General features: G+C 60.9%; 12 protein-coding genes. 7 read left to right on the top strand and 5 right to left on the bottom strand.

The features are described 5' to 3' along the window. Window positions 1-174: 174 nt before the first annotated feature. Window positions 175-1,374 carry a glycolate oxidase subunit GlcE gene (gene glcE / locus A3C3_RS0124880; protein WP_022717290.1) on the bottom strand — a complete coding sequence of 400 codons (1,200 nt, stop codon included), beginning with the start codon at window positions 1,372-1,374 and terminating at the stop codon, window positions 175-177. After that, window positions 1,371-2,810 (bottom strand): FAD-linked oxidase C-terminal domain-containing protein, encoded by a 1,440-nt coding sequence (locus A3C3_RS0124875; RefSeq protein ID WP_022717289.1) that lies wholly within the window; start codon window positions 2,808-2,810, stop codon window positions 1,371-1,373. The genes glcE and A3C3_RS0124875 overlap by 4 nt, the downstream gene beginning before the upstream one ends. Before the next feature lie 128 nt (window positions 2,811-2,938). Between A3C3_RS0124875 and A3C3_RS0124870 the strand changes: the two genes are divergently transcribed. The 6 genes from A3C3_RS0124870 to A3C3_RS0124845 all read left to right on the top strand — a co-directional run bounded on the left by A3C3_RS0124870 (window position 2,939) and on the right by A3C3_RS0124845 (window position 9,425). Further along, complete coding sequence (locus tag A3C3_RS0124870; RefSeq protein WP_022717288.1) at window positions 2,939-3,835, top strand: LysR family transcriptional regulator; 897 nt, start codon at window positions 2,939-2,941, stop codon at window positions 3,833-3,835. A gap of 296 nt (window positions 3,836-4,131) precedes the next feature. Next, the gene (locus tag A3C3_RS0124865) at window positions 4,132-4,644 is read left to right on the top strand and encodes an NUDIX hydrolase (protein WP_022717287.1); all 513 of its coding nucleotides are present in this window, start codon (window positions 4,132-4,134) and stop codon (window positions 4,642-4,644) included. A gap of 64 nt (window positions 4,645-4,708) precedes the next feature. Beyond that, entirely contained in the window at window positions 4,709-6,205 is a 1,497-nt protein-coding gene (locus A3C3_RS0124860) for an inorganic phosphate transporter (RefSeq protein ID WP_022717286.1), read from the top strand. Between the two features lie 15 nt (window positions 6,206-6,220). After that, a complete protein-coding gene (locus A3C3_RS0124855; protein WP_022717285.1) occupies window positions 6,221-6,958 on the top strand; it encodes a 16S rRNA (uracil(1498)-N(3))-methyltransferase in 738 nt (245 codons plus the stop codon). Window positions 6,959-7,105: 147 nt separating this feature from the next. After that, window positions 7,106-8,479, top strand: a complete 1,374-nt coding sequence (locus A3C3_RS0124850) for a glutamate--cysteine ligase (protein WP_022717284.1) — start codon at window positions 7,106-7,108, stop codon at window positions 8,477-8,479. Window positions 8,480-8,564: 85 nt separating this feature from the next. Further along, window positions 8,565-9,425, top strand: coding sequence for a DUF937 domain-containing protein (locus tag A3C3_RS0124845; protein ID WP_022717283.1), 861 nt, complete (start codon window positions 8,565-8,567; stop codon window positions 9,423-9,425). Between the two features lie 88 nt (window positions 9,426-9,513). On the opposite strand, the gene A3C3_RS0124840 is transcribed toward A3C3_RS0124845, so the two are convergent. Further along, window positions 9,514-9,813, bottom strand: coding sequence for a DUF1127 domain-containing protein (locus A3C3_RS0124840; protein WP_022717282.1), 300 nt, complete (start codon window positions 9,811-9,813; stop codon window positions 9,514-9,516). A 199-nt stretch (window positions 9,814-10,012) separates the two neighbouring features. On the opposite strand from A3C3_RS0124840, the gene A3C3_RS0124835 reads away from it, so the two are divergent. After that, the gene (locus A3C3_RS0124835; protein ID WP_022717281.1) at window positions 10,013-10,969 is read left to right on the top strand and encodes a LysR substrate-binding domain-containing protein; all 957 of its coding nucleotides are present in this window, start codon (window positions 10,013-10,015) and stop codon (window positions 10,967-10,969) included. A gap of 3 nt (window positions 10,970-10,972) precedes the next feature. Here the strand turns inward: A3C3_RS0124835 and A3C3_RS0124830 are convergent, their stop codons facing one another. Further along, a complete protein-coding gene (locus A3C3_RS0124830) occupies window positions 10,973-11,602 on the bottom strand; it encodes a TetR family transcriptional regulator (RefSeq protein ID WP_022717280.1) in 630 nt (209 codons plus the stop codon). Between the two features lie 272 nt (window positions 11,603-11,874). Further along, complete coding sequence (locus A3C3_RS0124825; RefSeq protein ID WP_022717279.1) at window positions 11,875-12,747, bottom strand: dienelactone hydrolase family protein; 873 nt, start codon at window positions 12,745-12,747, stop codon at window positions 11,875-11,877. Between the last annotated feature and the right edge of the window lie 43 nt (window positions 12,748-12,790).

The following is a 12,790-nucleotide window of genomic DNA, read 5'->3' as shown; positions in this document are numbered from 1 at the left end:
TCCTTCCAGACATCTCCCCCACAACGGGGAAGATCGGATGAGACGGCCTTGCCGTCGAAGTTAGACCAGAGTGGAAAGAGCGCACGAGATGCATTGCCAATCTCCCACCTTGCGGGGAAGATGTCCCGTCGAGGCACAAAGGGGTGCTGCCACAAGCGGATAACGACCATCATATCACCCCATCTTTCCCTGATTGAGTATTCCCGCCGGATCGAATTTCTCCTTTACCCGCGCCGACAGCTGCGCCACGGCTTCGGGCTGCGGCTGGAACGCCGATACGGCAGCGCGCGCCGCGTCAGTTGCCCGGATCAGCGTGGCGTGGCCGCCGCCCAGCGCCTTGATGAAACGGCCGATGAGCTGCGACTCCGGATCGGCCTCCATCCGCATCCAGACTAGGCCGCCTTGCCAATCGTAGAATGCATCGACGCCGGCTTCGAGGCGGAGGGCGGCGACGAGCTGGTGGCCGATGGTCGGAGCGACGGAGATGCGCCAGACCGGGCGAACCGTTCCATCGACATAAGGAAGCACATCGCGTATTTCGCGCCAGAGCTGGCGGCTGGCGGGTTCGACCAATCTCGCGACCGTGCCGAAGGCCGACATCGCCGACGCCAGCTTTTCAGCACGCGCTTCGACGGAGCCAGGCAGACCTTCGATCCTGAGAACGGTCGTCTCGCCCTCCGGTAGCTTGCCGCCGAGGCATTTCCAGGTGACGGTCAAGGGAAGGTGGGCCGCACCTGAGACCTCGACCGGCTGTGCCATCGCCGCGGCCATCGCAGCGGCTGCTTCTGCATCATTGAGGCCGGATACGACGATCGTCTCTTCCGTTTTCGGCCGCGGCGGCACGCGGAAGGTGACTTCCGTCAGCAAGCCGAGCGTGCCGTGCGAACCGGCGAGAAGCTTGACGAGATCGAGGCCGGTGACATTCTTCATCACCCGCCCGCCCGCCTTGACGATCTCGCCCCTGCCGTTGACGAAGCGGATGCCGAGCAGGCTGTCGCGTGCCGCGCCTGCTACGAAGCGGCGAGGACCGGAGACGTTGGCGGCAAAGACGCCGCCGATGGTCGGCTCGCCGGACGTGCCCATGACCGGGCGGTGGTCCATCGGCTCGAAAGCCAGCATCTGCCCGTTTTCCGCAAGCGCCGCCTCGACCTCTGCAAGCGGTGTTCCGGCGCGCGCGGTCATGACCATCTCGCCGGGATTGTACGAGACGATGCCGGTCAGACCGGTCGAACGCAACCGGTCCTTCGTCGCCACAGCATTGCCGAAGCCCGAGCGGGTGTTGCCGCCACATATGGCAAGCGCCCAACCCGCGGCCGCGTGTTCACGAATGATCGAGGCCGCGGCCTCTTCCGTCTCCGGCAGGAAATCGGTCATACGGCGGCGCGCCCATCAAGCGGGAAGACCTTGGACGGATTGAGCAGCCAGCCCGGATCGAAGGCGGAACGCACCGCCATCTGCTGAGCGAGATCCACGTCGGAAAATTGATGCCGCATCAGGTCGCGCTTCTCGATACCGACGCCATGTTCGCCGGTGAGACAGCCGCCGGCATCGACGCAGAGCTTCAGGATGTCGTTGCCGGCGGCCTCGGCTCGCGCTGCGTCCTCCGGATCGTTGGCATTGAAAAGGATCAACGGGTGCATGTTGCCGTCGCCGGCGTGAAAGACGTTCGCGACGCGCAGGCCGTAGCGATCGACGATCTCCGACGTCTTTTTCAACACATAGGAAAGCTGGCTGAGCGGCACCGTCCCGTCCATGCAGATATAGTCCGCAATCCGCCCCGTGGCCCCGAATGCGGATTTGCGGCCTTTCCATATCTGTGCCGCCTCCGTCGCCGACTGGCTCTCGCGAATGGATCTTACGCCATGACGGCGGGCGATCTCGACGATGTTTTTCAGGATGCCGTCCATCTCCGTCTCGGAGCCTTCGACCTCGACAATCAGCAGCGCACCGGCATCGAGCGGGTATCCCGCATGGGCAAAGGCCTCGCATATCTCGATCGCCGGCTTATCCATGAACTCGATCGCCACGGGAATGATGCCCGCCGCGATGATATCGGCGACGCAGGAGCCGGCTTCCTCGGAACTGTCGAAGCCGAAGAGCACGGGCCGCGCACCCTCGGGCTTTGCGATCAGGCGGACCGTCGCTTCGGTGACGATGCCGAGCTGTCCCTCGTGGCCGCAGACCAGACCCAGCAAGTCGTAGCCTCCCGAATCCAGCGCCTTGCCGCCGAGCTCGATCACCGTCCCATCCGTCAGCACCATCTTCACGCCGAGCAGGTTGTTGGTCGTGACGCCGTATTTCAGGCAGTGCGCACCGCCGGAATTCATGCCGATATTGCCGCCGATGGTGCAGGCCAGCTGCGAGCTGGGATCGGGTGCGTAGAAGAAACCATCCACGGAGACGGATTCGGAGATGTTGAGGTTCGTGACGCCCGCCTGGACGACGGCTGCCCGGTTTTGATAATCGATCTCCAGAATGCGGTTCATCTTCGAAAGGCCGATCACGACCGCATCCTCCTGCGGGATGGCGCCGCCTGAGAGCGACGTGCCCGCCCCGCGCGGCACGATCGGAATGCCGTAGCGATGACAATATTTCATCACGGCTGCGACTTCGGCGGTGGTGCTTGGCAATGCGACGGCAAGCGGCACCCGGCGATAGGCAACGAAGGCGTCTGTTTCGAAGGGCACGAGTTCTCGCGCCTCGTGAATGAGACATTCGGGCGGCAGCAAGTCGACGAGATCGCCGACGATCTGGCGGCGGCGGGCGAGCACATCGGCGCGCGGAGCGAGAAAAGAGATGGCGTCGGACATGGCGCGCTTCCTTCGGACCAATGGCGGCGAGACCGGTGCGTCCTCCACGACAACCGGTTCTTTGGCTTAGCACTTTCCCGAAACTGGCGCAAATGCTAGGCATTTATGCCAAAAGGGAAAAAGTCTATATGACAAATCTGGGTGATCTCGAGATATTTGCCAAGGTCGTTTCGACCGGCAGCATGTCGCTTGCCGGGCGCGTGCTCGGCTTTTCGCCGGCCGTCGTTTCCAAGCGCATCAAACGGCTGGAAGACAGGCTCGGAACACGCCTCTTGCAACGCACGACCCGCCAGATTTCGTTGACCGAAGCCGGCCAGGGTTTCTACGATCGCGTGCTCGGCATTCTCGCTGGGCTGGAGGAAGCGGAATACTACATCTCCGGCCGCTCGGCGCTGATGCACGGCACGCTAAAGATCACGGCACCCACTTCGTTCGGCCGCTTGCATATCGCGCCGCATCTCAAGGCGTTCATGGCCGCACACCCGGAGCTTGCGATCAACCTCGTGCTGACGGATGAACTAAGCGATATCGTCGGCGGCGGCTTCGACCTGGCAATCCGCATTGCCGAGCTCACCGATTCCAGCCTCGTCTCTCGAAGGCTCGCGCCGGTCCGGCGCCTGCTTTGTGCCGCCCCTACCTATCTCAAAATGCATGGGATGCCGCAAAGCATCGATGACCTGAAGAACCATCGCTGCCTGCCGGCGCACAACAACGACCTATGGCGGCTTGAAGGACCGGGCGGCGCGATGAGCCTGCGGCCGGAGGGTATGCTCGTCACCAACTCCAGCGAGGTGATCCGCGAGACGGTGATCGCGGGGCTCGGCATCGCGCTGCGTTCCACCTGGGATATCGGCGATGAACTCAAGAGCGGCAATCTCGTGCAGGTGCTGCCGGCCTATGAGGGCTCCCGCAACCTGGCGCTCTCCGCAGTATACCCGAGCCGGCAGTTTTTACCGGCCAAGGTTCGCCTGTTCATCGACTATCTCGCCGACCTCTACGGCCCCGTTCCCTACTGGGAACTTTAGGCAACGCACGAGATTGGAGCAGCGGAAGACGCATAGTCACCATATCATGAAAGAATCCGGAGGAACAAATGTGCCCGGCATTGAATGAGACACCAGTCGGGAGCATATTGAACACCTGTGCAAGGACGGAATCAGAACACGATCTGACGGAATTCCGAAGCGGAACGGCAACGAATTTCCTTATTCGAAGTGTAGATCATGTCTCTACCGTCGAACGGCGCATGGACCGTGCAAGCTTTCCATGCGAAACTTATATTAGTGATTCCTGAGGCAGACTTTAAAAGGTGACCCGACAATTGACGATTCTTGCCCGACTGGCTTCTGATGTGCAGCTGATGTTCCGTCGCCCGCCGCGACTGCAATATGCTGCCCTCTGCTACCGGGTGAGGAAGAAGAGCAGTGAGGTCGAGGTTCTCTTGATGACGAGCCGCGATACGGGCCGCTGGGTCATTCCCAAGGGCTGGCCGATGAACGGCAAGCGCTCCTATGAAGTTGCGGCCCGTGAGGCCCATGAGGAAGCGGGCGCGCGTGGCGCTGTCGAACACGAGCCGCTCGGCTCCTACACCTATCCGAAGATGCTGAAGGACGGACTGAAAGTAACCTGCAAGGTTCAGGTCTATGTGCTTGAGGTCACCGATGTCGCCAAGAACTTCAAGGAAAAGGGCGAACGTAGGATCGAGTGGGTATCCTGCGACGAGGCGGTCAAGCGCGTCAACGAGCCCGAGCTTCGCGATCTCTTCCTGCTCTTCAAGCGAAGGATGAGCGAGCGGCTCCAGGCAAGCTTGCCCAGGCAGATTCCAGTGGAATGATTCCTGCCTTCTTGCGCTACTAGGATAAAGGGGCGCTAAAGCAGGATTTGCCCCAAGGAACAGCATGCCCAGCCGAACTCCCGTTCTTACGAAACGAACGCTCGACAAGGACCTCGACAAAATCACCCATGCCGAGGACGCGGCGAAGTTCGTCGCGCGCAAGCTGGTCGCGCCGGGCCTCGGCCTGATCTTCCTCGGTCTGGCGATGCTTTTTGCAGGCGTCTACGTCTTCGACCGGCAGGGCGCCGTTCTCGTCGTCGCCGCTGCTGCGCTCGCTGCCTACATGGCCATGAACATCGGCGCGAACGACGTCACGAACAATGTCGGCGCCGCTGTCGGTGCGCGTGCCATGACGATGGCACAGGCTCTCGTCATCGCGGCAGCCTTCGAGGTTCTCGGAGCAACGATCGCCGGCGGAGCGGTGGTCAGAACGATCTCGTCGAGCATCATCGATGCCGTACAGGTTCCCGAAGGCCTGCTTGCCTGGATCATGATGGCCGCGCTGATGGCCGCAGCGCTCTGGATCAATCTTGCGACCTGGCTGAACGCGCCCGTCTCGACGACACATGCGATCGTCGGCGCGGTGATCGGTGCCGGAATTGCCGCTGTCGGACCGGACCCCGTCAACTGGCGCGTCATGGTCGAGATTACCTCAAGCTGGATGACATCGCCGCTGATCGGCGGTGTGATCGCCGCTGGCCTGCTCTACCTCGTCAAGACCGTGATCATCTACCGTGACGACAAGATCGCGGCAGCACGGCGCTGGGTTCCGGTGCTGATTGCCATGATGACCGGCGGTTTTGCGGCTTATATGATCTTGCAGCTTACGCCCGCCGGGCGATTTTCGTCACCGACAATCCTTGCATTCGGATTATCTGCCGGCCTTGTTGCCTGGGCAGCGTCAATGCCGATCGTCGCACGGCAATCGCAAGGCCTCGAAAACCGCAACAGTTCGCTGCGCATTCTCTTCAAGTTCCCGCTGATTGGCTCGGCAGCGCTGCTCTCCTTCGCACACGGCGCCAACGATGTTTCAAACGCCATCGGCCCGCTTTCGGCGATCGTGCGTTCGACATCGGGCCTTTCATCCGGCGGTGACGCACCGCCGCTCTGGGTGATGCTGATCGGTGCCCTCGGTATTTCCGTCGGTCTGCTGCTATTCGGCCCGCGCCTCATCCACCTTGTCGGCGAGCAGATCACCAAACTCAATCCGATGCGGGCCTATTGTGTCGCACTCTCGACGGCCTTCACCGTCATCGTCGCGTCCTGGTTCGGACTGCCGGTCAGCACGACGCACATCGCCGTTGGCGCCGTCTTCGGCGTCGGTTTCTTCCGCGAATGGTACACGCGCAATTCCAAGCGCCGCATCGAATATATGCGCAGCAAGGCCGAGGCCTGGGCGATCGACGAACCGGAAGATCCGAACATTCATGAGGCGCGCCGCCGCTATCTTGTGCGGCGCTCGCATTTCATGACCATCATTGCCGCCTGGATCATTACCGTGCCCGCGTCGGCGGCGCTTGCGGCGTTGCTCTATTGGGTTATGTTCGCCCTCTTCGTTTGATCGGGATTGTTTGAGATGCGCGCCAATTTCCGCATGCAGCGGCTTTTCGTCGATGCCTCCTTGTCGCCGGGCGCCGCGGTGGAGGCCAGTTCCGACCAGTACAATTATCTCGCCAATGTGCTGCGCATGACGGACGGCGCCGAAATCCTGGTATTCAACGGCCGAGACGGAGAATGGAAGGCGAGCATTTCCTTTCCGACCCGCAAGCGCATTCTGCTGACGCCAACCGAGCTGACCCGGCCGCAGCCGGCCCCATCCGACCTGCACTATCTTTTTGCGCCGCTGAAGGTTGGCCGCCTGGACTACCTCGTGCAGAAGGCGGTCGAGATGGGCGCCGGCGTGCTCCAGCCGGTCATGACGCAACATGTGCAGGGCAAGATCACAAATCTCGACAAACTGAGGGCCAATGCTGTCGAGGCGGCAGAGCAATGCGGCATCCTCGCCATCCCGGAAGTTGCCGAGCCGGTGAAGCTCTTCGATCTGCTCGACAACTGGCCGCAAGAGCGGCGGATCATATTTTGCGACGAGGGCGATGCAGGGCAAAACCCGCTGCCACTGCTTTCGAAGATCGAGGAAAAGCAGCTTGCGCTTCTCGTCGGGCCGGAGGGCGGCTTTTCCGAGGAGGAGCGCACGCGGCTGAGCGGCCTCGATTTCGTCACGGCCATCCCGCTCGGGCCGCGTATCCTGCGCGCCGACACGGCTGCGGTTGCGGCCATGGCGGTGATCCAGGCGGCGGTCGGCGACTGGAATTAACCTTCAAATCAGGCTCCGTTGAAACAGCCTGCTATTTTTTTGATGTATCGTTGAAAGAATTTCACTTGCAACATACGTGAGACCGGCACTAATCACCCTTCCAATTGCCCGGGCTACGGGCGTTCCCCAGAATACAGGTTACGTTGAATGGCTCGCGATACTACCGACCAGACACCGATTGCTTCGGTGCAGGAGCTGACCAATTACATTGCTGCGGGGAACAAGCCGAAGGAGCGCTTCCGCATCGGCACCGAGCATGAGAAGTTCGCCTTCTTCCGTGCGGACAACAACCCGGTTCCCTATGCCGGCGAAGCCAGCATCTCAGCCCTTCTGAAGGGCCTTCAGGCAAAGAACGGCTGGGATCCGATCATGGACGGCGAAAATATCATCGGCCTTGCCGAGCAGCACGGTATGGGCGCGATCTCGATCGAACCGGGCGGCCAATTCGAGCTTTCCGGTGCGCCGCTGGAAACGATCCACGAGACCTGCAGGGAATCCAATTCGCATCTCGCGACGCTGCGCGAAATCGCCGAGCCGATGGGCATCCGCTTCCTCGGCATCGGCGGCAGCCCGAAATGGACGCTCGCCGAGACGCCGCGCATGCCTAAATCCCGCTACGACATCATGACCCGCTACATGCCGAAGGTCGGCACCAAGGGCCTCGACATGATGTACCGCACCTGCACGATCCAGGTGAACCTCGACTTCTCCTCCGAAGCCGACATGCAGAAGAAGATGCGCGTGTCGATGAAGCTTCAGTCGCTGGCAACCGCGCTTTTCGCGTCCTCGCCCTTCACCGAAGGTCAGCCGAATGGCATGCTTTCCTGGCGCGGCGACATCTGGCGCGACACGGACAACCGGCGCTCCGGCCTGCTCGATTTCACCTTCCGCGACGACTTCGGCTTCCAGCACTATATGGAATGGGCGCTCGACGTGCCGATGTACTTCATCGTCCGCGACGGCCACTATCATGACTGTACCCACGTCACTTTCCGCCAGTTCATGAACGGCGCGCTGAAGGGCGAGGTCGTCGCGTGGGAGCCGACGATGGGCGACTGGACGAACCATCTTTCGACACTCTTCCCCGACGTTCGCCTGAAGCGTTTCCTCGAGATGCGCGGTGCAGACGGCGGCCCGTGGCGCCGCATCTGTGCCCTGCCCGCCTTCTGGGTGGGCCTTCTATATGACGAAGCGGCGCTCGATGCGGCCGATCAGCTGACGAAGAACTGGACACTTGCCGAGGTCAGCGCGCTGCGCGATGCCGTTCCCATGGCCGGCCTCAAGGCCGAGTTCCGCGGCGACGCCCTTTATGAAACCGCCCGCGAGATCATGGGTATTTCGAAGGCGGGTCTGAAGTCGCGCAACCGGCTGAACAAGGAAGGCCAGGATGAGAGCATCTTCCTATCGCCGCTCGACGAGGTGATGGCGAAAAAAGCCACGCTCGCCGAGGACCTGCTGGCGCGTTATAACGGCCGCTGGCAGCACTCCGTCGAGCCGGTCTTCGAGGAATATCAGTACTGAACCCTTCGGCAAAAAGCCGTTTGCGCATTCCGATTTCCGTTTATAGTGGCGATTCACAAGCACTAGAAAGCGGGGGAGGACTGTCATGTTGCCACTCTTCGACATGATGATGCAGGCGCAGAACGGCGCGGCGATGGACGCCATCTCTAAGCAGTTCAACCTTGCCCAGGAACAGGCGACCAAGGCGATGGCGGCACTGATGCCCGCCTTTTCCGCCGGGCTGAAGCGCAGCACGAGCAATCCCTATGACTTCATGGGCCTGATGCAGGCGGTCGCATCCGGCAACTATGCCAAATATTTCGAGGACATGACGAAGGCCTTCACCCCGGAGGGCATCTCCGACGGCAACAATATCCTCGGCCAGCTTTTTGGCTCCAAGGAGGTTTCGCGCGCCGTCGCCGCACAAGCTGCGCAGATGACCGGCATCGGCCAGGAGATCTACAAGCGGATGCTGCCGGTGATGGCCGATACGCTGATGGGCGGGCTCTTCAAGCAAGCGACCGGGCAGATGGCCTCGCCCGTCAACCCCTTCGTCAATACCGCGATGGGCGAGACGATCCAGAAATGGCTGGAAAGCACCGGTTTTGCGCCAAAGCCGAGAACGGCACCCGAGATGAGCATCTTCGACAATCCGTTCACGCAGGCGATGCAGGTGATGTTCAGCACGCCGCGGCCAGAATCCAAGAAGGCTCCGGCCAATCCGTTCCTCGACAATCCTTTCGCCAAGGCCTTTCAGGACATGATGGGGAGCCTCAATCAGCCGGCGGCGCAAAAGCCGCCGGAGCCTCCGAAAGAAGAAGCGAAGGAACAGGCAGAGAATTATCTGAAGATGCTCAACACCATGTTCGACAGCGGGCTTGAGGTGCAGAGGGGCTATCAGAAAGGCATGGAAGCAATCTTCGAGACATATCTGCCCAAGAAGGACCAGCCGGCCTCCAAGACGTAAAAAAACCCGGAGACGGCTTGGGAAAGCCGGTCACCGGGTCAAGCGGCAGGGCTATTGGCTATCACCCTGCGGGGAAAACTGGCCGCTCCTAATCGACGTAGGAACGGAATATCGCGAGGCGCCAGCGGCGGCGCGCCGAGTTCGTCAGATGTGCCGACGGATCCTCGAAGAAGGTCGACGTCAACAGGGCGGCGGTAACGTCGGCCCGCGTCAGGCCGATATCCCGCAATTGATTGTCGTCGAGGTCATTCAGGCCGTTGATCGCTCTGCGATTGCGGAATGCGCGAAAGAGAGCCGTAAGCGGCATAAGGGTTCCGCCGAGACGCTGGGAAAACGTCGCGGGCTGCTTGGCACAGTCGAGTTCTACTGTCTGGTCAATCATGCGCATCGAACTCTCCTTTCTTTCGGGCGCAACAACCCACCCCTCCCGCGAGGTCGAGCGGGAAGGAGGGCTGAAACCTAGGCAGGACAGCAGGGTGTCTGTCCGTCACTTTGCTTGATTTGCATCCCGAAGATGCCAAAGACCTATTGATCAGTCCAACGAATGTTTCTAATGGTTATTATCAGCAATCGTTATAGGTGAGCCCATGTCCGCGCCTCTTGATATTGACCAGTTGCAGACTTTCATCGCCATCATAGATTCCGGCAGCTTCACCAAGGCGGCCGATCGCGTCTACAAGACGCAATCCGCCGTCTCGATGCAGATGCGCCGCCTCGAGGAGCGGATCGGCAAGCAGCTCTTCATCAAAGACGGCCGCGGCAACCGCCTGACGGTGGAGGGCGAGAAGCTTCTGAATTACGCCCGCCGTATCATCCGCCTCAACAACGAGGCAATCGCCGCTTTCGACGACAACCGCCTCGAGGGCATGCTGCGCATCGGCACGCCGGACGACTACGCCGACCGCTACATGCCGGAGATCATCGGCCGTTTCGCCAAGACCCATCCGAATGTGGAGCTTTACATCGTGTGCGAGCCTTCGGTGGATTTGGCAGAACGCATGCACAAGGGCGAGCTCGACATCGCGCTGGTGACGCATAACCCGCGGGAACGCATGTCCGACGTCGTCAGAACCGAGCCGCTCTGCTGGGTCGGCTCCGCCAACCACCCGATCCGTGACGACGCACCTGTGCCGCTTGCTGTCGGACGCCGCGATTGCCAGTGGCGGCAACTTGCCTGTTCGGCGCTCGATGCCGTGGGCCGCGAGCATCAGATCCTCTTCACAAGCTGGTCATGCACGGTGGTTGCCGCTGCCGTGCTTGCCGGCATGGCGGTTTCGGTGATGCCGGAATCGGCATTGCGGACAGGCATGAAGGTTCTGAGCCAGGCTGACGGCTTCCCCGCACTGCCACCGGTGCAGATCGGCATCATGAAGCGTCCGGGGGTTTCAATCTCGCTGATGAATGCGATCACGGCGCATATCACCGCCTGCCTCGACAACATCACGCCTGCGGTGGTCGACGACAATCTGGAACCCGATGTGAAGACGGCCTATGCGCGGCAGTATCCGCGCTTGAAGGCCGCCAACATGGTGCCGAGCTGGTAGACTTCAGGCCGCCTCGGCGAAAAGCGAAGCGCGGATGACGTGCTTCCATTCGTCCAGCATCCTTTTTGCCAGCTTTTCTTCGCTCTTGACCGCAAGGCGGATCGACGCGCCGATCAGATGGCTGAAAAGGTAAGTGCGCGCTTGCATATCGACTTCCGGCATTTCCGGGGCGATGCGCTTTATCGCCTCAAGGAAAATTTCGGCCACGCGATTGCTGTGCTGGATGTTGAGCTGCAAGAGATCCTGGTCGGTCTCCGTTCCCATCCAGACGCCGAGATAGGTGGCGTCGTTGCGGTATTCGTTATAGTACCAGTCGATCATCACCGAGATCAGATCCAGTGCTTCATCGAGGGACTGGACGTTGGAGAACATGACGGCCGTTTTCGCCTGGACTGCGGCCGCATGCCGGTCGAAGAGCGCTTTGACGATCGCCGCCTTTTCAGGGAAATATTGGTAGACCGAGCCGATGGGAACCTTAGCGGCAGCGGCGAGCTCCGTCATGCGCATGGCGCTGACGCCCTTTTGCGCGATCAGCTCTGCGGCAGCGGCGAGGATCAGATCGAGTCTCTGGATGCTGCGTTCCTGCTTCGGCTTCCGGCGAAGGCCGATGCGATCCATACCCTGCGCGCTCATATCGTTCCCATGAATTATCGTTGAGCGGCGGAAGATGGCTCAAACCGGCGCATCTGAGCGATATGGCACGCAGGTATTCATGCGCCGTAAATCGAAAAGCTCGCATTTTAACAGACGCCAGAAGCATATGAAAATCGGGGTGATAAACCCCGATTTGGTCGCTCAAAAGCTGTGGATCAGTTATTCGGCAGCCGCCGGCTGGGCACGGATCGTATCGAGCCTTTAGCCGTGCCGTTTTTCAAAAGCAGGACGAACGGGCGGTTGCACCCTGATCAGGCCAGGCTCTTCTTCAAGAACTCGACGGTGCGGCTCCAGGCAAGATCGGCCGCCTTCTTGTCGTAGCGCGCCGAGGACGTATCGTTGTTGAAGGCATGGTTGACGCCGTCGTAAACGAAGATCTGGAAGCTCTTGCCGTTTGCTTCCAGTTCCTTCTTGTAGGCGTCGATGCCGGCATTGATGCGGTCGTCGAGACCGGCATAGTGCAGCATCAGCGCCGCCTTAATGTTCGGCACGCCAGCCTTCGGCTGCGCACCGTAATAGGCGACGCCTGCCTTCAGCTCCGGCGACTTTGTCGCGAAATTGTTGACGACCCCGCCACCCCAGCAAAAGCCGATGGCGCCGACATTGCCATTGGCGGAAGGAAGCGTCTTCAGGTATTTGAGGCTTGCTTCGGCATTCGCGACAGTTGCGGCAGCCTCAAGCTTGCCGAAAATTTCCCGCGCCTGCTCCTCGTTCTCCGGCGTACCGCCCAGCGGCGAGAGGAAATCCGGCGCCAGCGCCACGAAGCCTTCCAGCGCCATGCGGCGGGCGACGTCGCGGATATGCGGGTTGAGGCCGCGATTTTCGTGAATGACGATAACGCTGCCGAGCTTTCCAGATGCCTCCTTCGGTTCGACCAGATAGCCCTTCATCTCGCCGCTGCCGCCGGGATAAGTGACATCCTGCGCCTTCAGCCGCTCGTCGTTGGCCGGGACCATTCCCGCGCTCGCCTTGTTTGCCGCAAGCATCGGCGCGATCACGGCGGCAGCGCCCGCCGATCCTGCAAGCTTCGTCAGCTTGTCCATGAAACTGCGGCGGTCGAGCGTCAGATGCGTGTATTCGTCATAAGCGTTGATCATCGCCTGCGTGATTTCCGGCTTGTCCATGTGAACCTCCTCTTTTCCTCGCCGAGCCAAAGCCCCCCGACGA

The organism is Rhizobium mongolense USDA 1844 (genome assembly GCF_000419765.1).
Lineage (GTDB): Bacteria > Pseudomonadota > Alphaproteobacteria > Rhizobiales > Rhizobiaceae > Rhizobium > Rhizobium mongolense.
The sequence above is the reverse complement of the archived record's forward strand: the minus strand, read 5'-3'. Positions and strand labels throughout refer to the sequence as shown.